20 protein-coding genes, 1 tRNA gene and 1 other RNA gene are annotated in these 21,126 nt (G+C 69.1%); 7 read left to right on the top strand and 15 right to left on the bottom strand.

Annotated features, from left to right (window positions below; translation table 11 throughout):
* Window positions 1–33 precede the first annotated feature (33 nt).
* From V2S04_RS04105 to ffs, 6 genes are all read right to left on the bottom strand, one after another.
* Window positions 34–777, bottom strand: coding sequence for an HAD family hydrolase (locus tag V2S04_RS04105; protein ID WP_413637191.1), 744 nt, complete (start codon window positions 775–777; stop codon window positions 34–36).
* A 58-nt stretch (window positions 778–835) separates the two neighbouring features.
* Window positions 836–2,059 carry an acetate/propionate family kinase gene (locus V2S04_RS04100; protein WP_413637190.1) on the bottom strand — a complete coding sequence of 408 codons (1,224 nt, stop codon included), beginning with the start codon at window positions 2,057–2,059 and terminating at the stop codon, window positions 836–838.
* A complete protein-coding gene (gene pta / locus V2S04_RS04095) occupies window positions 2,056–4,161 on the bottom strand; it encodes a phosphate acetyltransferase (RefSeq protein WP_413637189.1) in 2,106 nt (701 codons plus the stop codon). Before pta ends, V2S04_RS04100 begins: the two co-directional genes overlap by 4 nt.
* Window positions 4,162–4,193: 32 nt before the next feature.
* Window positions 4,194–4,811, bottom strand: a complete 618-nt coding sequence (locus V2S04_RS04090; protein ID WP_413637188.1) for a hypothetical protein — start codon at window positions 4,809–4,811, stop codon at window positions 4,194–4,196.
* Window positions 4,808–5,425, bottom strand: a complete 618-nt coding sequence (locus V2S04_RS04085) for a rhomboid family intramembrane serine protease (RefSeq protein ID WP_413637187.1) — start codon at window positions 5,423–5,425, stop codon at window positions 4,808–4,810. The genes V2S04_RS04090 and V2S04_RS04085 overlap by 4 nt, the downstream gene beginning before the upstream one ends.
* A gap of 53 nt (window positions 5,426–5,478) precedes the next feature.
* Window positions 5,479–5,575: signal recognition particle sRNA small type (gene ffs, locus V2S04_RS04080), an RNA gene on the bottom strand.
* A gap of 103 nt (window positions 5,576–5,678) precedes the next feature.
* Between ffs and V2S04_RS04075 the strand changes: the two genes are divergently transcribed.
* Genes V2S04_RS04075 through V2S04_RS04065 form a run of 3 tightly spaced genes read left to right on the top strand, consistent with a single transcriptional unit; the run spans window position 5,679 to window position 10,025 of the window.
* Window positions 5,679–6,656 (top strand): AAA family ATPase, encoded by a 978-nt coding sequence (locus V2S04_RS04075; RefSeq protein ID WP_413637186.1) that lies wholly within the window; start codon window positions 5,679–5,681, stop codon window positions 6,654–6,656.
* A 5-nt stretch (window positions 6,657–6,661) separates the two neighbouring features.
* Window positions 6,662–7,846: a DUF58 domain-containing protein gene (locus V2S04_RS04070; RefSeq protein WP_413637185.1), complete on the top strand. Its 1,185-nt coding sequence runs from the start codon at window positions 6,662–6,664 to the stop codon at window positions 7,844–7,846.
* Between the two features lie 4 nt (window positions 7,847–7,850).
* A complete protein-coding gene (locus V2S04_RS04065) occupies window positions 7,851–10,025 on the top strand; it encodes a DUF3488 and DUF4129 domain-containing transglutaminase family protein (RefSeq protein ID WP_413637184.1) in 2,175 nt (724 codons plus the stop codon).
* Between the two features lie 3 nt (window positions 10,026–10,028).
* Here V2S04_RS04065 and V2S04_RS04060 read toward each other — a convergent pair whose 3' ends face one another.
* Complete coding sequence (locus tag V2S04_RS04060; RefSeq protein WP_413637183.1) at window positions 10,029–10,925, bottom strand: rhodanese-related sulfurtransferase; 897 nt, start codon at window positions 10,923–10,925, stop codon at window positions 10,029–10,031.
* Window positions 10,926–10,998: 73 nt separating this feature from the next.
* Between V2S04_RS04060 and V2S04_RS04055 the strand changes: the two genes are divergently transcribed.
* Window positions 10,999–11,086: transfer RNA gene (locus V2S04_RS04055), tRNA-Ser, on the top strand.
* A 56-nt stretch (window positions 11,087–11,142) separates the two neighbouring features.
* On the opposite strand, the gene V2S04_RS04050 is transcribed toward V2S04_RS04055, so the two are convergent.
* Complete coding sequence (locus tag V2S04_RS04050; RefSeq protein ID WP_413637182.1) at window positions 11,143–11,745, bottom strand: GNAT family N-acetyltransferase; 603 nt, start codon at window positions 11,743–11,745, stop codon at window positions 11,143–11,145.
* Complete coding sequence (locus V2S04_RS04045) at window positions 11,720–12,385, bottom strand: phosphatase PAP2 family protein (RefSeq protein ID WP_413637181.1); 666 nt, start codon at window positions 12,383–12,385, stop codon at window positions 11,720–11,722. Before V2S04_RS04045 ends, V2S04_RS04050 begins: the two co-directional genes overlap by 26 nt.
* A 37-nt stretch (window positions 12,386–12,422) precedes the next feature.
* On the opposite strand from V2S04_RS04045, the gene V2S04_RS04040 reads away from it, so the two are divergent.
* Window positions 12,423–12,755, top strand: coding sequence for an AraC family ligand binding domain-containing protein (locus V2S04_RS04040; RefSeq protein WP_413637180.1), 333 nt, complete (start codon window positions 12,423–12,425; stop codon window positions 12,753–12,755).
* Between the two features lie 18 nt (window positions 12,756–12,773).
* Here the strand turns inward: V2S04_RS04040 and V2S04_RS04035 are convergent, their stop codons facing one another.
* The 3 genes from V2S04_RS04035 to V2S04_RS04025 all read right to left on the bottom strand — a co-directional run bounded on the left by V2S04_RS04035 (window position 12,774) and on the right by V2S04_RS04025 (window position 16,508).
* Window positions 12,774–13,742, bottom strand: coding sequence for a carbohydrate ABC transporter permease (locus V2S04_RS04035; protein ID WP_099194567.1), 969 nt, complete (start codon window positions 13,740–13,742; stop codon window positions 12,774–12,776).
* A complete protein-coding gene (locus tag V2S04_RS04030) occupies window positions 13,742–15,082 on the bottom strand; it encodes a carbohydrate ABC transporter permease (RefSeq protein WP_413637179.1) in 1,341 nt (446 codons plus the stop codon). The genes V2S04_RS04035 and V2S04_RS04030 overlap by 1 nt, the downstream gene beginning before the upstream one ends.
* A gap of 91 nt (window positions 15,083–15,173) precedes the next feature.
* Entirely contained in the window at window positions 15,174–16,508 is a 1,335-nt protein-coding gene (locus tag V2S04_RS04025) for an ABC transporter substrate-binding protein (RefSeq protein ID WP_413637178.1), read from the bottom strand.
* A 249-nt stretch (window positions 16,509–16,757) separates the two neighbouring features.
* Here V2S04_RS04025 and V2S04_RS04020 point away from each other — a divergent pair, with 249 nt between their 5' ends.
* Entirely contained in the window at window positions 16,758–17,765 is a 1,008-nt protein-coding gene (locus V2S04_RS04020) for a LacI family DNA-binding transcriptional regulator (RefSeq protein ID WP_413637177.1), read from the top strand.
* A 93-nt stretch (window positions 17,766–17,858) separates the two neighbouring features.
* Here V2S04_RS04020 and rplL read toward each other — a convergent pair whose 3' ends face one another.
* The 3 genes from rplL to V2S04_RS04005 all read right to left on the bottom strand — a co-directional run bounded on the left by rplL (window position 17,859) and on the right by V2S04_RS04005 (window position 20,183).
* The gene (rplL, locus tag V2S04_RS04015; RefSeq protein WP_099196994.1) at window positions 17,859–18,242 is read right to left on the bottom strand and encodes a 50S ribosomal protein L7/L12; all 384 of its coding nucleotides are present in this window, start codon (window positions 18,240–18,242) and stop codon (window positions 17,859–17,861) included.
* A 51-nt stretch (window positions 18,243–18,293) separates the two neighbouring features.
* Window positions 18,294–18,782 (bottom strand): 50S ribosomal protein L10, encoded by a 489-nt coding sequence (gene rplJ / locus V2S04_RS04010; RefSeq protein ID WP_413637176.1) that lies wholly within the window; start codon window positions 18,780–18,782, stop codon window positions 18,294–18,296.
* A 387-nt stretch (window positions 18,783–19,169) separates the two neighbouring features.
* Window positions 19,170–20,183 (bottom strand): hypothetical protein, encoded by a 1,014-nt coding sequence (locus V2S04_RS04005; protein ID WP_413637175.1) that lies wholly within the window; start codon window positions 20,181–20,183, stop codon window positions 19,170–19,172.
* A gap of 265 nt (window positions 20,184–20,448) precedes the next feature.
* On the opposite strand from V2S04_RS04005, the gene V2S04_RS04000 reads away from it, so the two are divergent.
* Window positions 20,449–21,126 carry a YqaJ viral recombinase family protein gene (locus V2S04_RS04000; RefSeq protein ID WP_413637174.1) on the top strand — a complete coding sequence of 226 codons (678 nt, stop codon included), beginning with the start codon at window positions 20,449–20,451 and terminating at the stop codon, window positions 21,124–21,126.

Raw genomic sequence — 21,126 nt, 5'->3', positions numbered from 1 at the left:
GTGGACGTTCTGCGCGAGGGGCGAGGGGGCGGGTCAGCGCTTGTCGGCGTCTGTCAGAAGACGCGCAAGATCATCGACGATACCGGTCGCGCCCGCTTCCCGCAGAGCCTCCGGCCCGGCCCCGCGGTCGACTCCGATCACCGAGCCGTATCCGGCGGCCGCCGCCGATGCGACCCCCGACACGGCATCCTCCACCGCGACGGCCTCGGCCGGGTCGACACCGAGCATCCGGGCCCCCTCGAGGAACATGTCGGGCGCGGGCTTGGAGGCCAGGTGATCGCGCTCGGCGACGAGGCCGTCGACGACCGCCGTGAAGAAGTCGCGGATGCCGGCGGTGTCGAGCACCTCTCCGGCGTTCTTCGAGCTCGACACGACCCCCATCGGGACGCCTGCTTCGCGCAGGCTCTCGAGCAGCGCGAGCGAACCGGGGTACGGGGCGATGCCCTCGCTGCGCAGCACGGAGATGAAGGCATCGTTCTTGCGGTTGCCGACGCCGCACACGGTCTCCGCGTCGGGGCTGTCGGTGACCTCTCCCCACGGGATCTCGACATTGCGGCTGTGCAGCAGGCTGGCGACTCCGTCGTAGCGCTTCTTGCCGTCGACGTACGCGAAGTAGTCGGCGTCGGTGTACGCCTCATCGATGCCCCAGCGGGCGAACACCTCGTCGAAGACCTTCTGCCAGGCGCGCATGTGCACCTCGGCGGTCGGCGTCAGCACCCCGTCGAGGTCGAAGAGGACGCCGGGTGCGCGGTGCAGGTCGGGCAGTGCGTCGGACATGGAACCTCCTTGATCGGACGGGGAGCAGCGTCCAGCCTAGTGACGGTGGGTGAGAGCCTCAGATCACCGACAGGGTCTGCCGGGCGATCTCGAGTTCCTCGTCGGTGGGGACGACGAGGACCGCGACGGTGGAGTCGTCGGTCGAGATGCGACGGATGCCACGCCCCCGCGCCGCGTTGCGCTCCGGGTCGACGTGCACGCCGAGGAAACCCAGGGTCGCGAGTGCGTCGGCCCGCACGTCGACGGCGTTCTCGCCGACCCCGGCGGTGAACGCGATGGCATCCACCCCGCCCAGCTGGGCGATGTAGGCACCGACGTAGGCGCGCAGGCGGTGGATGTACACGTCGTACGCCAGCGTCGCCGCCTCCTCCCCCGCGGCGCGACCGGCGAGGATGTCGCGCATGTCGCTGCGGCCGGCGAGTCCGAGCAGCCCGCTGCGCTTGTTGAGCAGTTCGTCGAGCGCATCGATGCCGAGACCGGCCCGCCGGGACAGGTGGAACAGGGCGGCGGGATCGATGTCGCCCGAACGGGTGCCCATCACGAGGCCCTCCAGCGGGGTGAAGCCCATCGAGGTCTCCACCGATCGGCCGCCGTCGATGGCCGTGACGGAGGCGCCGTTGCCGAGGTGCAGCACGATCTGTCGCAGCCCGGCGAGGTCACGCCCGAGGAACGCGGCCGCCGACTCGGAGACGTACTTGTGGCTGGTGCCGTGGAAGCCGTACCGGCGGATGCGGTGCTCGTGCGCGGTGCGCGCATCGAGGGCGTAGGTGTACGCCGCGGGCGAAAGCGTCTGGTGGAACGCGGTGTCGAAGACGGCGACGTGCGGCACCTCGCGGAAAGACGCCTTCGCCGCGCGGATGCCCGCGAGGTTGGCGGGATTGTGCAGCGGGGCGAGCACGCCGAGATCCTCGATGTTGATCTCCACGAGCGGGGTGATCACGGTCGGCTCGAAGAAGCGGGCGCCGCCGTGCACCACACGATGACCCACTGCGACAGGCGGGTGCTCGTCGAGACCCGGCCCGTGCTCGGCGAACTGCGCGAGCATGACGGCGAACGCCTCATCGTGATCGGCGATCGGGCGCTCGTCGGTGTGGTGCACGTCGAGCACCGTCGGCACGGGCTCTCCCGGCTCAGCCGTCGTGCGCGCGGTGTGGGTGACGATACCCGTCTCCTGGCCGATGCGCTCGATGAGCCCGGATGCCAGCTCGAGCTCGCGCTCCGGATCGATGAGGCTGTACTTCAGCGACGACGAGCCGCTGTTGATGACGAGGACGACGCTCACGCCTGCTCTCCCTGTGCCTGGATCGCGGTGATCGCGACGGTGTTCACGATGTCGTCGACGAGAGCGCCCCGCGACAGATCGTTGATCGGCTTGTTGAGCCCCTGCAGCACCGGGCCGATCGCCACGGCGCCGGCCGAGCGCTGCACCGCCTTGTACGTGTTGTTGCCCGTGTTCAGATCGGGGAAGACGAACACGGTCGCGCGTCCCGCGACCGTGGACTCGGGCAGCTTCGCCTTCGCCACCGCCGCATCCGCGGCCGCGTCGTACTGGATCGGGCCCTCGACCGGCAGAAGCGGTTCACGCTCGCGCACCAGCGCCGTCGCCTCGCGCACCTTCTCGACGTCGGCCCCCGAGCCGGACTCCCCCGTCGAGTACGACAGCATGGCCACCCGCGGCTCGATGCCGAAGCGGCGCGCCGTCGCGGCCGAAGAGATGGCGATGTCGGCCAGCTGCGCGCTGGTGGGATCGGGGATCACGGCGCAGTCGCCGTAGACCAGCACGCGGTCGGCCAGCGCCATGAGGAACACGCTCGAGACGACCTCGACGCCCGGCTTCGTCTTGATGATCTCGAACGAGGGGCGGATCGTGTGCGCAGTCGTGTGTGCGGCTCCCGACACCATGCCATCGGCGAGGCCCAGGTGCACCATCATGGTCCCGAAGTACGACACGTCGGTCACCGTGTCGGCGGCCTGCTGCAGGGTGACGCCCTTGTGGGCGCGCAGCCGCGCGTACTCCGCCGCGAAGCGCTCGACCAGCTCGGGATCGGTCGGGCTGAGGATCTGGGCATCGTCGATGTCGAGCCCGAGCGAGACCGCACGGGAGCGGATCTCGTTCTCGTCGCCGAGGATGGTCAGATCCGCCACTCCGCGAGCGAGGAGGATGGCCGCGGCCCGCAGGATGCGGTCGTCGTCGCCCTCCGGGAGCACGATGCGCTTGCGCTGACTGCGCGCGCGCTCGATGAGGCCGTACTGGAACATCAGCGGCGTGACCACCGTCGACTCCGCCAGGCCCATCTCGATGGTCAGCTCCGAGACGTCGACATGCTGCTGGAACAGCGCCAGCGCGCTCTGGTACCGCTGGCCGGACTCGATGCTCATCCGCCCACGCGAGTTCATGATGCGCACGGCCGTGTCGTAGGTGCCCAGGTCGGTCGCGATGATCGGCACCGAGAGCTCGAACCCGTCGATCAGCTGCAGGATCGGGGCGGGCAGCTCGAACGGCCCGTTCAGCACGATGCCGGCGAGGTCGGGGAAGGTGCCGGACCTCGCGGCCAGCACGGTGGCCAGCAGCGTCTCGCTGCGGTCGGCGGCGATGACGACCACCGCGCCCTCCGTGAGGCGGGGCAGCACGTTCACCATCGACATGCCGGCGATCACGATGCTGTAGGCCTCGCGTTCGAGCAGCTCATCCGCGCCGCGCACCAGCCGGCCGCCGACGGCGTTCATGATCCCCCGCATGGACGGCGCGACCAGGGAGCGGTCTTCGGGGATCGCCCAGACGGGGGTGCGGCCGTCGTCGACGAGCTCGATGATCTCGGCGAGAGCATCGGGCTCGGCCCGGTTCACCACGACGGCGAACAGCTCCGCGCGCTCGGCGGCGAGCTCCGCCACCGCGAGCCGGGCGATCTGCTGCACCTGCACGGGCGTGCGAGCCGTGGTCGTGCCGAGCTGCTCGGCCTGGTTCTGACTGTCGCGCCCCGACAGCACGAGCAGCACCGGCACACCGAGGTTCGCCGCGATCCGGGCGTTGTAGCCGAGCTCGGCGGGGCTCGCCACGTCGGTGTAGTCGCTGCCGACGACGATCACGGCGTCGCACTGCGCCTCGACCACCTTGAAGCGGGCGACGATCGCGCCGAGTGCGGCCTCGGGGTCGCGGCGCACGTCGTCGTAGGTGACGCCGATGCAGTCGTCGTAGTCGAGATGCACGCCGTCGTGGGCGAGCAGCAGCTCGAGCACCACATCTCGCTCGTCGGCTGAGCGGGTGATGGGCCGGAAGACGCCCACCCGCGGCGAGACGCGCATCAGCGCGTCCAGCGCGCCGAGCGCGATCGTCGACTTGCCCGTGTGTCCTTCTGCAGACGTGATGTAGATGCTGCGTGCCACGTGACCAGCCTAGTGACCGGCCCCTGGCCCCGTCATCGGGCGGGGCAGGGGCCGGAGAGCGCGTCGACCACGGCTGCCGCGTCGTTCGCGAACCGGGCGTAGTGCTCGCGGTCGGAGTTGATCTGCACGAGGTTGATGGCGTGCGAGGGTTCCAGCTCCTTCCAGTCGGGTACCCGCCGCAGCCGCGTGAAGAACATCGCCGAGGAGGTGGCCGGATCCATCCGCTCGGCGACGGTGCCCCACCACTCCTGCTGCTGGAACAGTCCGATGCTGGTGGTGCGGCTTCCGTCGGGATTCGTGACGCCCGACGTCTCCCAGTCGCCGTGGTCGAGGTTGCGCAGCGAGCTCTCGCCCATCGCCGCCATCACCCCGACGATCTGCCCGTCGCGGGCGAAGCCCAGCTCGCGTGCGGTGCGCACGATGGTCGCGGCGTTCTCGAGCTGCTCGCCGCGCCATCCGCTGATGCCGAACGCCGGGTAGCTCTGCGGCTCATCGAGGCAGTACCCCTCGTCGCGCGGAGCGGTGATCAGCGCGAGGATCGCGAGCAGGCCGGATGCCAGCACCGCCACGCCCACGGTGATCGCCGCGACTCGGAGACCGCGACGACGGCTGCGGCGCCGCCACCCGCGACGACGACGGGAGGCGCTCATGGCCGCACGGGGGTGCCGGAACCGCGTGCCGGTCGCCGCGCGCCCAGCGCGGCGACGCCGCCACCGATGGCTCCGAACAGGTGCGCCTGCCAGGAGACGCCGGCGCCCGCGCCGAAGATGCCGGTGAGCACGGTGGTGCCGTACAGCACGATGACGATGACGGCGATCGCCGCGTAGGCCAGGCGAAGCGAGATCCGGCCGGGTGCGAAGACGCGCATCACGATGCAGCCGAAGTATCCGAACACCAGGACGGATGCGCCGACCGTGAGCGTGCCCGGGGCGTTGAGCAGCCACGTGCCCGCCCCGCCCACCACCGCGACGATGCCGGTGACCGCCCAGAAGCGCTTCGCGCCCTCCACCGCCACCAGGCAGCCGAGCACGAGAAGGGGTATGGAGTTGCTGATCAGGTGCGCCCAGTTCGCGTGCAGCAGCGGACCCAGCACGAGGCCGGGAAGTTTCGTGAGATCCCAGGAGCGCAGTCCCCACCCGGTGAATGATCCGGGCAGCAGGGCGTCGAGCAGCTGGATCGCCCACATCAGGGCGAGCAGCAGCACCGGCGCGAGGAAGCGTCCGGCTGACGAGGTGCGCGGGGCGCGGGCGGCGGGAGCGGTCACGGGGTCGATCCTCGCAGGGCATCCGGTGAGCGGGCCGAGCATCCCGCCCGGAAAGAGAAGACTCTCCGCGCACCCGACAGAGCCCGGTTGCCCTTGCTACGTTTCCGTCCTGGGGGAATTGGCCTGGATGCCGTCACGCGGAGAGCCGTCGACCACTCTACCCGAACGCGGACACCGGATCGAACCGGGCGATCCACCGCGCCGTGCGCGGGTTACGATCAAGACACGCACCGTCGCGCCCGAGGGGACCCGCATGCACGAGAACGCACCGTCGCTCACTGCCGAGCAGTTCGCTCAGCACACGTCCCGCATCGTCGCCTCGGTGTCGTCCGTCATCGACGGCAAGCCGGAGGCCGTGCGCAGCGCGCTCGTCTGCCTGCTGGCCGAGGGGCATCTGCTGATCGAAGACGTTCCCGGCGTCGGAAAGACGATGCTCGCCCGAGCCCTCGCCGCGAGCGTCGACGCCACGGTGCGGCGCATCCAGTTCACCCCCGACCTGCTGCCCGGCGATGTGACCGGGGTCGCGGTGTACGACCCGGTGGAGCGGGAGTTCGAGTTCAAGCGCGGCGCGATCTTCGCGCACATCGTCATCGCCGACGAGATCAACCGCGCTTCTCCGAAGACGCAGTCCGCGCTGCTCGAGGCGATGGAGGAGCATCAGGTCACGGTCGACGGATCCAGCCATCCGCTTCCCGAGCCGTTCCTCGTGGTCGCCACGCAGAACCCGCTGGAGATGGAGGGCACCTACCCGCTGCCCGAGGCGCAGCGCGACCGGTTCATGATGCGCATCTCGATGGGGTATCCGGATGCCGCGGCCGAGACGCTCATGCTGCGCCAGCGCGACACGGCGAATCCGCTGTCGGCGATCACGTCGGTCACGGAAGCGGCGACGGTGCGCGCGCTGATCTCGTGGGCGCGCCGCGTGCACGTCGCCGAGTCGCTGGAGGAGTATGCCGTCGCGCTGGCGCAGGCCACGCGGCAGGACCCCAGCCTGCACCTGGGCGCGAGCCCCCGGGCCACGCTGCAGCTGGTGCGCGCGGCCAAGGTGGTCGCCGCGCTCGACGGCCGCGACTACGTGGTGCCCGATGACCTCGCCGACCTCGTCATCCCCGTCTTCGCGCATCGCCTGCTCGCGGCCCGCGGCGTGCACCGCGCCGGCGCGCAGCCCGTGGAGGCCGCACTGCGTCAGATCGTCGCGCGGGTTCCCGTGCCGTTCGCCGCACGCGTCTGAGCACCATGCGCACGCGACCGCTGACAGCCCGGGGAGCCGCCTGCCTGATTCTCGGCGGGCTGCTGTGCGTGGCGGCCAATGTGCTCGCGGCGCGTCCGCTGTTGTACCTCGGTGTGCTGCTGCTGCTTCTGCCCCTCCTCTCGCTGCTCGTCGTGCGCGCGCCGCGACGTCGCGGCGAGGTGTCCCGGCAGATCTCGACCGACCTCATCTCGGTCGGCGAGACGTCGAAGGTCACGGTGCGATTCGAGCTGTACGCCCCCGGCATCCCGCGCGGACACTGGCGCGACACCCTTCCCGAGGCGGTGCGCGGTGACGCCGCGGGAGAGTATCCGGGCGAGACGAGGCTGCTGCACTACGACCTCGAGGGTGTGCGGCGCGGCACGGCGACGCTCGGCCCGCTGCTGCTGCGCACGGTCGACCCGTTCGGTCTGGCGCAGCGTGTGCAGGCGTTCGGCGAGACGCGCATGATCACCGTCGTGCCGCAGATCATCGCCCTGTCACCGCTGCCCACGAAGGTCGGCGCCGCCGGCGGTGCGGCGCAGACGCGATCGACGCGGCTCGGGCAGGGCGCCGACAACCTCATCCCGCGCGCCTACCTGTCGGGCGACTCACGGCGACGCATCCACTGGCGTGCCACGGCTCACCGCGGATCGCTGATGGTGCGGCAGGAGGAGGAGGAGGCCAGCCCCGACGCCGTCGTCGTGCTCGATCGTGCGGCGTCTCGCTGGGCACGTCCCTCCGACACCCCCGATCCGGCGTTCGAGGCGGCCGTATCGCTCTGCGCGTCGGCTGCGCTGCGCTTCGTGCAGGACGGGTACAGCGTCGACGTCTTCGACAGCGCCGGGTCGCTGCTCGGTGCGCTGCGGGGTCATGAGGACGACCGCGACGGCCTGATGGTCGCGCTGGCGACGGTCGCGCCGCGCGGCGAGCCACGCGATCTGCGCACCATCGTCGGCAGCACGCCCCCGGGCCCGCTGGTGCTGATCACCGGCGCGATCGACGAGGACGACGCGAGCCGTCTGAGCACGGCCGGCGCGTCGGCCCCCATGCTGATCGCCGCCGGCGCGAGCTCCGGCGCTCTCGCGATCGCCGCCGAGCACGGGTGGAGCGTCGCCGGGCTGGATGCGGCATCCGACCCCGCCGAGACCTGGGAGTCGGCGATGCCGCAGGCGAAGGCACCCCGTGGCTGAGCCGGTGAGCACAGCGCCGCGTCCCGGCATCGCCGGGACCGGCGCTCTCGCGCTCGTCGCGGCGCTGGTGGCGATGTGGCCCTACACCGGCGTGATAGCGCCGGGAGCGTGGACGTTCGTCGTCGTCGCGGTCATCGTCGTCGTCGCCTTGTCTGGCATGGCGGGCCGTGCCCTGTTCCGACGGGTGCGCGAGGGCATCCGTTCTCTGCTCACGCTGCTGGTGCAGCTGATCGCGCTGGCACTCACGCTGACCGGCCTGCTGGCGAGCGAGACCGCCGAGTTCGGCGTCATGCCCACGGCCGCCGGCATCGAGCTGACCGGACTTCGCCTGCAGAGGGCGGTGGAGGAGATCTCGAACGGCGTCGCCCCTATCGACGCGACGGTGTCGATGACGACGGCGATGGGGCTGGCCTTCACCCTGGTCGCTCTGCTCGTCGATCATCTGCTGGCGCAGCGCCTGGTCGTGCTCACGGTGCTGTTCACCTCGATCGTCGGCGCGGTGCCCATGCTCGTGACCTTCGGGTCGACGAACCTGGCGTGGTTCGTGCTGCAGGCCGTGCTGATCCTCGTCGTGCTGCGATTCGGCGCCAGGCACGACCGCGACGCGACGCGTCACTCGCCCTACGTCGCCGCGAGCGTGATCGGCGCGTCGGCGATCGCCGTCACTCTGTTCCTCACCCCCGCGCTTCCGCTGACGGCCCCCGGGGGCGGCAGCGGGACGCTGATGACGGTCAGCGCCGACCTCCGCCTGGGCGACGACCTGCGTCGCCCGAATGAGAGGGAGGCGCTGACGCTGGTCACCTCGGCGGCCGCGCCCCCGTACCTGCGCCTCGCCACGCTCTCGCGGTTCGACGGCGAGATCTGGCGCCCGGACCGCTCGGACCGCAACCCCGTGGAGGACGGCTTCGGCGCCCGCCCGTGGCGGGATCCGATCGACACGGTCGAGCAGGAGGTGTCGATCAAGGTGGTGGGCGTGTCGAGCTCACGGCTGCCGGTGCCGTACGCCGCCGAGGAGATCAGCGGGCTGCCGCGCGGCTGGCAGGCGATGCCGCTGAACCGCACCGTCATCAGCTCGACGCAGGATGCGGCCGGCGCCGACTACACCGTGCAGACGGCGACTCCGGCACCGAGCCTGGAGCAGATCCGCGCCACCTCGGCCGGAGGAGCCGAGATCGTCCCCGCGTCGGACGACAGCCTGCCCGACGTGATCGGCGATCTCGCCCGCGAGGTCACCGCCGACGCCCGGACGGACTACGATCGCCTGCTGGCTCTGCAGGACTGGTTCCGCTCGGAGTTCGCGTACTCCCTCGACGCGCCGGTCGAGGACGGCTTCGACGGCACGGGCGCGGATGCGGTGGCGAAGTTCCTCGACGTGCGCAGCGGATACTGCATCCACTTCGCCGGTGCCTTCGCGCTGATGGCCCAGTCGCTCGACATGCCCGTGCGGATCGTCGTCGGCTACCTGCCGGGCACCTCGACCGACCAGAAGCGCGGCGACTCCCGGGTGTACTCGGTCACCAGCGACAAGCTGCACTCCTGGCCCGAGGTGCACTTCCGAGGGATCGGCTGGGTGCCGTTCGAGCCGACCGCGACCCTGGGCACCCCCACCGACTTCGTCTCCGAGGCAGGATCGGGCGGCGGAGACGATCCCGACTCCCCGACGGCGTCACCGTCGCCGACCGCTGCGCCGTCGTCGTCGTCGACGTCCGGGCCGGACCGCAGCGACGAGGACCCAGGCGCGGGAGGAGGCGGAGAACTGCCCCGTCTGGACCCGACACCCGTCGTGCTCGTCGCCGCGGGCATCCTGTTCGTGATGCTGCTGCCGGGGCTGGGGCGCGCGCTGCGTCGGATGATGCGCATATCGCGCTCCCGACGCGGCGACGCCATGGCCGCCTGGCGGGAGGTCGCCGACACGATGGGCGATCTGCGGCTTCCGCTGCGATCGTCCGAGACCGCGCGCACCCGCGCGCAGGCGCTCGTCGCCTCGCGCGGCGTGGATGCCGAGGCCCTTCGGATGCTCGTCGACGCTGTCGAGCGGCGCAGCTATGCCGAGCGTGCGACAGACGGAGCAGACCTGAGCTCGGCGCTGACCCGGGTGATCGCGGATCTCGAGACCAGCGTCAGCCGGGGCCGGCGGGTGCTGGCGTGGCTGCTGCCGGCCTCGCTGCTGCGCCGTTGATCCTCACACCGTCGCCGCGTGGTCGGCGCACGGCACGGTGTCGCATTCGACGCACACGACGAACTGGCGCCGGCACGACGCGTCGGGGCAGTTCGCGGTGCGCCCGGTCGACGTTCCGCATCCGGTACACGTGCCGATCACGGCGGTGTGGTCGCTGAAGTCGACCGACCCGCGCTTGTCGAACACGTAGAGCGAGCCCTCCCACAGGCCGTCGTCGCCGTACTTCTCTCCGTAGCGCACGATGCCGCCGTCGAGCTGGTACACCTCGCCGAACCCGCGGGCCACCATCAGACTCGACAGCACCTCGCAGCGGATGCCGCCGGTGCAGTACGTGACGACGGGCTTGTCCTTCAGATCGTCGTAGACGCCCTCGTCGAGCAGCCGGACGAAGTCGCGGGTGGTGTCGGTGTCGGGCACCACAGCGCCGCGGAAGCGCCCGATCTCGGCCTCGAGCGCGTTGCGACCGTCGAAGAAGACGACCTCGTCGCCGCGCTCGGCGACGAGGCTGTGCAGCTGCTCGGGATCCAGCCGGACGCCTCCGCCGACCACGCCGTTCTCATCGACACGCAGCTCGTCGGGGGCGCCGAACGAGACGATCTCATCGCGCACCTTCACGCTCAGCTTCGGGAAGTCGACGCTGTACCCCTCTGCATCGATCGCGGTGCCCTCGCTCCACTTGACGTCCGCGTCTGCGAACGCGGGGTGGTCGCGGAAGCGGCGCAGCCACTTCTTCACCGCAGGCAGGTCGCCCCCGAGCGTGCCGTTGATGCCGTGCGGGGAGATGATGACGCGTCCGCGCAGCCGCAGCGCCTCGCCGAGGTCGCGCTGCCAGAGGCGGATCGCCTCCGGATCCGCGAGCGGCGCGAACGCATAGAACAGGACGATCTTCGGTGTGGGCACCGTGAGATTCTACGTCTCGCCGTCCGGTCGGCAGCGGTCTGCGGCATCGGATAGGATGGACAGGTTGTTTCCTGGTGACGTGTCCGAGCGGCCGAAGGAGCACGCTTGGAAAGCGTGTGTTGTGCAAGCAACCGCGGGTTCGAATCCCGCCGTCACCGCCAGATCATCGAGGGCCCGCACGAAGTGCGGGCCCTCGATGCGTCTCCGGCGGTTTCGCTCACTCGAAGCGCACGCCGTACATCACGGTCTCGGGGCTGGATTCGAGACGATGCATGCCCAGGCGCTCGTAGAACGCTCCGGCCGCGGCGTTCGTGGGGTTCATCCCGAGGTGCAGCCCGCGCACACCGCGCCTGCGCAGCTCGGCGAAGAGTGTCTCGATCAGACGGCGGCCGAGCCCCTGCCCCTGCGCCTCGGGCAGCAGGTCGATGTGCAGATGCGCCGGGTACGCATCCGCGTGCTTCTCGGTTCCGGGCGCCCGGCGGCTGGCGTATCCGATGGTGCCGTCCTGCCTGGTGGGCTCCGCCGCGCCGGAGAGCGGGTACTCGCCCTGCTTCGACGGCCACCACTCATCGCGGAACCACTGCTCGAAGGCATCCGTGTCGTCGGTCGCGACGATGTACCCGACCGTGCGCCCGTCCGTCGACTCCACCACCCATGAGAGGTCAGGATGGCGCACGACGTAGGGCGCGGCGAAGACGTCGCCGCACAGGCGCGGGTCGGCGAAGAGCGCAGTGGCGTCGCGCCCGGCATCCGCCGTCCTCACGCAGATGTCGTAGAGCGCGTCGCGATCGGCGTCACGATACGGGCGGATCTTCGTCACGGGGGCTCCTCGGTGCCGGCTCTGCGGTCTCGGTCCAGCCTAGTGAGGCCCAGGTCAGCACGAACGCTCCGACGATCAGCGCGGCGGAGGCTCCGACCAGCGCTCCGCCGAGCGTGTCGGTGATCCAGTGCACCGCGAGGATCGTGCGCGACAGAGCCATCGCGAGCACCCAGACGGCGCCGACGATCGCGACCCAGACCCGCGGGAAGACCAGCCACAGCACCATCGCGATGGTCGCCGCGTTGGAGGTGTGGCCCGAGGGGAACGACCCGAAGTCCGACGTCACGAGCATGTCGTCCGGGCGCGCTCTGGCGAAGATCTCCTTGAGCAGCTGCGTGAGTCCCGCGCTGACCGCGAAGGCGATGGCCGCGAAGACCGCCGATCGCCATCGCCGCAGCAGCACGAGCAGCAGAACCACCAGCAGCGGCACGACGAGGATCGCCACCCAGCCCCCGCCGATCCAGTTCAGCATGTAGGCGCCCGAGAGCATCCAGTCCTGACGCACCTGCGACATGAGATCGTTCCAGAACAGATCGAGCCCGTCGGTGGCGCCCTCGGGCAGCATCACCACGAACACCCCCACGAGGACGGCGAGCGTGAGCGTCACGCTTCCCGAGATCAGCAGCGCGCGTCTAGTCATCGTCCCATTCTGCCCGCGCCGTGGATATCCTCTGGCTATGAGCGACGAACAATCTGTGCTTCTCGGCCGCTCGTCAGCCGAGCTCATTCAGACGCATCCCGTCGAATCGGGGCGAGTCCGGCCGCATCGGGTGCTCGACGGCGACGGCTTCAAGATCCGGATGCTGACGATGGACACGGGCACGATCATGCGCGAGCACCGCGCTCCGGTGCCGATCCTCGTTCAGGTCATCGCGGGCGGCATCCGCTTCCGGGTCGCCGGAGCCGAGCACGCGCTCTCCCCCGGCGGCACGATCACCGTCGCCGCGGGGGTGCTGCACGAGCTGGAGGCCGACCACCCGTCGCACGTGCTTCTCGTGCTGCTCGGGTGACGGCCTCCTGCTCGAGTCTCAGCCCTTCGTCGCTCCCGCGAGAAGTCCGCGCACGAAGAACCGCTGCAGGGCGAAGAACACGATCAGCGGGACGATGATCGAGATGAACGTTCCGGCCGACTGCAGGAACCAGCGGTTGCCCCAGGTTCCCGACAGCGAGTTCAGCGCCTGGGTGATCGGCAGCGCCCCGGGCGAGGCGAAGATGGTCGCGACCAGCAGATCGTTCCACACCCAGAGGAACTGGAAGATGCCGAACGACGCGATCGCAGGCATCGCCAGCGGAAGGATGATGCGGAAGAACACCTGACCGTGGCCTGCACCGTCGACACGAGCCGCCTCGACGATGTCACCGGGGATCTCGGCGATGAAGTTGTGCAGCATGAACGTCGCCAGCGGAAGCGCGAAGATCGCGTGCGCGATCCACACCCGAGCGAAGCTGAACTCGACGTCGTTCAGGGTGAGCCCCGGGAAGATCAGCACGTCGTTGATCGTGAGCCCCTCCGAGAACAGGCTCAGCAGAGGCACGAGGGCCATCTGCAGCGGCACGATCTGCAGGGCGAACACGAACACGAACAGCATGTTGCGGCCCTTGAAGTCGATCCACGCGAACGCGTACGCGGCGAGCGCGGCGATCACGATGGGGAACACCGTGGCCGGGATCGTGATGGCGAGCGAGTTCACGAACGCCGTCGCGAGGGTCGTCGACGTGCCGCCGGCAGTGAGGGCCTCCGCGTAGTTCTCGAAGGTGAACTCCGGGTTGGCGAACGCGGTCCACCATCCGGTCGACTGCGTATCGGCGCCCGGACGGAATGACGTGACGAACAGACCGAAGGTGGGGATGGTCCAGAACACCGCGATGATCACGGCGGCGATCGTCGCGCCCTTCGAAGTCAGCTTCTTGTGCGCGATCGCCTCGTTGCGGCGGGTGTCGCGGGCGACCTGCCGCTTGGTGCGGGTGTCGCGGACGATGGCTTCTGTGGCGCTCATCAGCGGATCTCCCTCTGCTTGGTCAGCGATCGGGCGTTGTAGATGATCAGGGGCAGCACGAAGATGAACAGCACCACGGCGAGCGCCGACGAGTGGCCGTAGCTCTGGAAGCGCTGCTGCTGGTTGACCATCTCGAAGCCGAGGACGGTGGTGTTGTCGCGACCGCCGGTCATCACGGCGACGATGTCGTACACCTTGAGCGACATGATGGTGATCGTCGTGAGCACGACGATCAGCGACGAGCGGATGCCGGGGACCGTGACGTTCGTGAACCGCTGCCAGGCGTTGGTGCCATCGAGCTCCGCCGCCTCGAGCTGCTCGGAGGGGACAGCCTTGATCGCGGCCGAGAGGATCACCATCGCGAAGCCCGTCTGCGTCCAGATGAAGACGATGAGCAGCATGAACGTGTTGATCAGCGGCTCGACCGCCAGCCAGTTCACCGGATCGCCGCCGAACATCGTGACGATCGCGTTCAGCAGACCCAGCTGGTCGCCCTGACGGTAGTCGTACATGAACTTCCAGATGATGCCGGCGCCGACGAACGAGATCGCGACGGGCATGAACACCAGCACCTTCAGCACCTTCTCACCGCGGGCGCGGTCGATGAAGACGGCGTAGGCGAGGCCGAAGGCCACCGAGATGGTCGGGGCGAGCAGCGCCCAGATCAGGGTGTTGATCACCGACCAGGTGCCGACCGGGTTGGTGAACACCCAGATGTAGTTCTCCAGCCCGACGAACTGCTCGCCCGTCTTGTCGAAGAACGACTTGGCGAACGTCGCGATGGCCGGGTAGATGAGCCCCATCAGCAGCATGATCGCGGCAGGCGCCATGAAGAGGATCAGCTGGAAGAGATAGCCGGCGCCCTGTCGTGAACGGTAGTCGGCGAAGAAGAGCAGTGCTCCCGACAGCAGGGCGATCGCGACGACGTAGAGCACCGCGTTCGAGTACGGCCGCAGCAGCATCAGCGCGAGCACCGGGATGACCAGGCACGCGACGAGCCGCATGATGAAGTAGCCCCGCCCCGGGCGCGGTGCGAACTCGATCAGCACGAGCACGATGGCCACGACGATGCCGAAGGCGATCAGCACCGCAGGGATCTGCGCGAGCGGCGGCAGTCCCCCCAGCCACAGGAAGAAGTTGTTCAGCGAGACCGGGCCCAGCGCGATGCGCGCGGGGTCTTCGACCGGTGCCGAGATGATGAGCAGGAACAGCATCGCGGCGATGAGGACGAAGCCGGCGACGACCACGATCTGCGTGATCCGGCGCCCCTTGGCATCCACCCCGTGCGTCGTCTTCGGCAGTTCCGCCGTTTCCTTGTCCTCGTCTGTCAGCAATGACATGGGATCCCCTTCTGAGTACGGATGCGGGGTCGGGCATCGCTGCCCGACCCCGCCAACACCGGCGGATTTGCGCTCAGACTAGCGCTGCCGCCTAGTTCTCGTAACCTGCCTGGATGTCCTTCAGGACCTGGTCGGTCGCCTTGCCGTCGACCCAGTCGACCATGCCCTTCCAGAACGAGCCGGAGCCCACCGTGGACGGCATCAGGTCGGAGGCGTCGAATCGGAAGACGGTCGACTCATCCTGCAGGATGCCCATGGCCTCCTGCAGGAACTCGCTGCCGGCCAGGCTCGGGTCGGCGTTCTTGTTCGCCGAGATCACGCCACCCAGCTCGACGCGCGCGTCGGCGAACTCAGGCGATGCCATGAACTCGAGCACCTTGACGGTGGCCGCCTTGTCGTTGAAGCCGGCGACGAACTCGCCACCGCCCTCGACCTGCAGCTCGCCCTCGGTGTAACCCGGCATGATGAACGCGTACACGTCACCGTCGGGGGCGACCTCAGGGGTCTCTCCGTCGGCGTTCTTCACGTCGAGGAAGTTCGCCGAGAGGAACGAGGCCTGGTGGGTCAGCGCGCAGCTGCCGTCGGCGACCTTGGCCGCGACGTCGCCGAACGCGGTCGAGTTGATGCTCTTCACATCGCCGAATCCGGCGTTGACGTAGTCGGGGTTCAGGATGATCGATCCGACGGCGTCGAACGCGTCCTTGATCTCGGGGTCGGTGAACTTCACGTCACCCGACACCCAGTCGTCGTAGACGTCGGGGCCGGACTGGCGCAGGACCAGGTCCTCGATCCAGTCGGTGCCCGGCCAGCCGGACGCGTCACCCGACGCGAAGCCGACGCACCAGGGAGCCTCGCCCGACTTCTCGCGGATGGTGTCGGTGAGCGCGATCATCTCGTCCCAGGTCTTGGGAACCTCGACACCCCACTCCTTGAACTTGGCGGGCGAGTACCAGATGTAGCCCTTCAGGTTCGCGAGCATGGGTGCCGCGTAGAACGTGTCGTCGAACGTGCCGTACGCCTTCCAGTCCTTCGACCAGTTCTCGTCGACGGCCTTCGAGACGCTCTCCGGGGCCTCGGCGACCTTTCCGGTCTCGACGAGGGTCTTGAGAAGGCCCGGCTGCGGCACGATGGCGATGTCGGGGGCGTCGCCACCGGTCACCTTGGTGACGATGTTGCCCTCGAAGCTCTTGTCGCCGGTGTACTCGACCTTGATGCCGGTCTCCTCCTCGAATGCCGCGAAGCTCTCGTTGAGGTCGTCGGCCTCGGTGCCGGTGATGCCTCCGGAGATGCGGACGGTGGCGCCCTTGACGTCGCCGTCGCCGCCTCCCTCTCCGGGTGTGGCCTCCGCGCATCCGGTCAGGGCGATCGCCGTCGCTCCGACCAGGGCGAGGGGAGCAAGCAGGCGGTATCGCTGTGACAGAGCCATGTGTTTTCTCCTCTTCCAGGGTGTTCCGGGCCTCTTCGGGCGGAGGATCTCCGCAACGTTGAGGAACCGATTCCAGGACAACCTACTTGTCCCGGGCGCGCCGACACAATGCCTCGCGAAGACAAATCCACAACCGTTGTGCATACGTGATCACGTGCGTGGGAGCGCTCCCACAGCCTAACCTGTGGAACCGGTTCCCTTCCACGCGCGATCTGGATAATCTGACCGAGCCCGATCCGAGGAGCCCCGATGAGCACGATCGCCGATGTCGCCGCGAGAGCCGGCGTGTCCAAAGCGACGGCGAGCCGCGCACTGAGCGGCGGGGGCTACGTCTCAGTCGATACCAGGGAGCGAGTGCGAACTGCGGCGCGCGAGCTGCACTACGTCGCGCATTCCTCGGCGACCAGCCTCGCCACCGGCCGCTCGCTGTCGGTCGGGGTGATCATGCCCGCCCTCGACCGGTGGTTCTTCGCCGAGCTGCTCGCCGGGATCCAGGAGGGGCTGCTGGACGCCGGACAAGACCTGGTGCTCTACGGCACGCAGGAGGGTTCGGCCGAGCGCGCGCGGCTGTTCGCGGATGTCCTCCCCCGCCGCCGCCTGGACGGGATCATCGCCGTCGGAATCCAGCCCAGCACCGACGAGCTGTCGCGACTGGTGCGGGTGGGGTCGCCGCTGGTGAGCATCGGCGCCTATCGCGAGGACAACAGCTCCGTCTCGTTCGATGACGAGGCGGCCGCGCGCATCGCGACCGAGCATCTGATCGACCTCGGACATCGCGACATCGCGTTCCTCGGCGGGCGGGCGGATGCCGCGGCCCACGCCTACGGCGACGAGCAGCGTCTGCGCGGATACCGGGCGGCCATGACTGCGGCCTCGCTGCACGCGCAGATCCGGCACGCACCAGGCGACTCGACGACACCCGGCGGGTACGAAGCAGGGGTGCGGATGCTCGGCGATCGTCAGAACCGCCCCACCGCTTTCGTCGCAGTGTGCGACGAGGCGGCGATCGGCGGCATCATCGCCGCCAGACGCCTCGGGCTCTCGGTTCCGGCTGAGCTGAGCGTCGTCGGGATCGATGACCACACGCACGCGGAGATGTTCTCGCTGACGACGGTGCGGCAGCACCCGCGCCAGCAGGGGCATGCCGCCGTCGAGCTGCTGCGCCGGCGGATGGAGGCGACCGAGGCGCCGGCCGAGCAGCTGGCCGTCGCGTCCGAGCTGGTCGTCCGCTCATCGACCGCGGTGCCGCGCACCTGATCGCAGCGCTTCGTCCGGACCCGGGGTGACCGCCTGGGACGGCAGAAGGCCCCCGGTCGGAACCGGAGGCCTTCTGTACGCGATGAGGCGTGATTACTTGAGGGTGACCGTGGCGCCGGCGGCCTCCAGGGCCTCCTTCGCCTTCTCGGCGGTCTCCTTGTTGGCGCCCTCGAGGACGGCCTTCGGAGCACCGTCGACGACAGCCTTGGCCTCGCCGAGGCCCAGCGAGGTGAGCTCGCGGACGGTCTTGATGACCTGGATCTTCTTGTCGCCGGCAGCCTCGAGGATGACGTCGAACGAGTCCTTCTCCTCCTCGGCAGCGGCCTCGCCAGCGCCACCGGCAGCGCCGGCGACGGCGACGGGGGCGGCAGCGGTGACGTCGAACTTCTCCTCGAACGCCTTCACGAACTCGCTGAGCTCGACGAGGGTGAGGCCAGCGAACTGCTCCAGCAGCTCCTCAGTGGAAAGCTTCGCCATGATGTTTCTCCTAGATAAAGGTGTGGTTGGTGTGGGGGGATCGCCGGACGCTCACGCGGCCTCGGCGGTCTCCAGCTTTTCGCGAAGCGCGTCGATGGTGGCGGCAGCCTTGCCCATCGTCGCCTTCATCATGCCCGCTGCCTTCGCCAGCAGAACCTCACGGCTCTCGAGCGAGGCGTACTTGTTGACCTCGTCGGCGTCGAGGGCCTTACCCTCGAAAACGCCGCCCTTGATCACGAGAAGCGGGTTGGCCTTGGCGAAGTCACGCATAGCCTTGGCAGTGGCGACGAAGTCACCGTGCACGAACGCCACGGCCGAGGGGCCCTTGAGGTCCTCGTCGAGCGACGTGATCCCCGCGTTGTTCGCGGCGATCTTGGTCAGCGTGTTCTTCACCACGGCGTACTCCGCGTCCTGACGGATGTTGCCGCGCAGCTCCTTGAGCTGGGCAACCGTCAGACCGCGGTACTCGGTCAGCAGGACGGCGTTCGAGTTCTCGAAAGACTTCGTGAGCTCGGCAACCGTTGCATCCTTCTGCGCCATGGTCACTCCTTACGTGTACGGACGCCACGCGGATGCGGGACGTCGACCTCGACCCCCCACGACACGAGAGAAGCTCCGGCGCAAGCGCACGGAGCTTCGAGAAGTATTCGCACACCTGCGCGGGCCCCTGCTGAGCAGTGCTTCGATCGTCACGTTTGCACACGACGATGACCGGCGGTCTTCGGTTACGACAACTCTACGGCATCCGCCCCGCTCCCCCAAATCCCCCTATTTTCTTTCTCTCCCTCTCTCTTCTCCTCCCCTTCCTTTTCGTCGAGAGCACGGGACCTCGGCGAATGCACGGGTTGTGGGCGCGAATATCCCGCGCACTCGACGACGTCCCGTGCTCTCGACGCCGGAGGCCGTGCACTGCGTCTGGACCGAGAATCAGGGTGGGGTTATGTGAAAGTGCGAGAGGCGGGATGCCAGCGTCGCAGGCGTGCGGATGTCGGCCATCCCCCACCGGGCGAAGCGCCGACCGGTCGTGCCTCGGATCCAGTCTTCGCGATGCTTCTCGTCGAGGAGCACCTGCTCCACCGTGCGTCCGGATCGCAGCGCCTCGTCGAGGTACTTGCGCTCCCCGTCGAACTCCCCGAAGCTGTTGCATCCATCGAGACCGAAGTCGACGAAGTACGTGTTTCCCTTCGGCCCGCGAACCGGCACCTGCAGGTCCGGCGGCGGGAAGCCTAGCCGATGAAGCTGCAGCCTGCTCACGCTCTCACCCGGCAGCTGCGCACGTCCGTCCGCGAACTCCGAGACCCAGCGCGCCTGCCGGATCCCCCGCGCGCCCGTGCTGCTGTCGAGCCGATCCGCCAGGCGGGCTCTCCACGACGCAACGGCATCCTGATCCCACTCGCGGATCCGCTCCGCCATCAGACGCTCGGCCGCATCGGCCACGCAGACCGCGGCTTCCGGCGGGAGGGTGCGGATGAGGTCGAACACCGTCCGATCGAGACTCGTGCATCTGATGCCGTCGACCACGACCAGGTCATCAGCGCCGAGTGGCGCCACATGTCGCATCACGTCCGGAGCGCTCGAGATACGGCGCGGCGCATCAGTCGTCATGTGCACCCGCGCGAATCCGACGCGATAGAACGGCAGACCCCAGAGCACGCCGGCTGACGTGTGGGACATCGCTGCCCCGCCGTGACCGTCGCGCGCGACCGCCGTGATCCGAACGCGGTGCTGCTGCTCCGGAGTCAACGACTCATGAGCCTCGGCGTCGATGTACCAGCCGCGCCTGAGATGCAGCAGCACTCCGTCCGCGACGGCGCGAGCCATCTCACGGTCGGTCCAGCCGTCGACGAGCAGGTTGTCGCGAGAGCGGACGAGGTCGGGCAGCAGCACATCGGACTGCGCCCGACGGATGCGGGAGATGAGCGCGTCCTGTTCGAATGCCATGTCCGTCATCCTCAGCGTCGGGGCATCCGCGTCGTCGCACAGATCCCGGGATCTGTGCACAACTCGCCCCTGTGGATATCCCGCACGCTCGCCCGCGCACGTGCATCCTCATCCGGGCGCCCGCGTCGAGAGCACGGCATGTCGGCGAACGCACGGGTCATTCACGCGAACATCTCGTGCGCTCGGCGAGGTCCCGTGCTCTCGACGAGTAGGTGGGGGCGGCGTGGGAACCGGGGATGCGGGAGGTGAGGGTTAGGCTTTTCCGGTGACCCCCGAACTCCAGGCGCGCATCCTCGCGGACTCCCGCGACCGGGTCGCGTGGCTTCGGGCGCGGGCCCGCGGGATCACCGCGACCGACGTGGCAGGCCTCTCCGGCGAGGCGTCGATCACACGCGCGGCGGATGCCAAGCTCGGCGCAGGTCCTCGGTTCGGGGGCAACGCGTACACCGATCACGGGCGCCGGCGCGAACCGGAGATCGCGGCGTGGGTGGCGGCGACGCACGGCATCCTCCCCTCCTCCGCGCTGTTCCACGCCGAGGTCGAGAAACGCCATCTGGCGACACCGGACGGCATCTGCGTCGACGGAGAGGGCCGCGTGCTGCTCGCCGAGATCAAGACGACCAACAAGTCGTGGCGCTCGATCCCGCGCACCTACCTGCGACAGGTGTGGTGGCAGCAGCACGTGCTCGGCGCCGAACGCACGCTGTTCGTGTGGGAGGAGCACGACGACTTCAACCCGATCCACGACGAGCCGCGCTCGGTGTGGATAGACCGCGACGAGAAGGAGATCGGACAGCTGGTCGCTCTCGCGACACGCCTCATCGACGAGCTGTACCGCCGAACCACCGGCCAGGCGCCGCCGACCCGTGCACCGCTCGCGCCGAGTCGCCGCACGGCGCTGCGCGAGCGCGACATGTTCCGGGCGCTCGCGCTCTCCGAGTAG

Source organism: Microbacterium sp. OR21 (genome assembly GCF_047306785.1).
GTDB classification, from domain to species: Bacteria; Actinomycetota; Actinomycetes; order Actinomycetales; family Microbacteriaceae; genus Microbacterium; species Microbacterium esteraromaticum_E.
The sequence above is the reverse complement of the archived record's forward strand: the minus strand, read 5'-3'. Positions and strand labels throughout refer to the sequence as shown.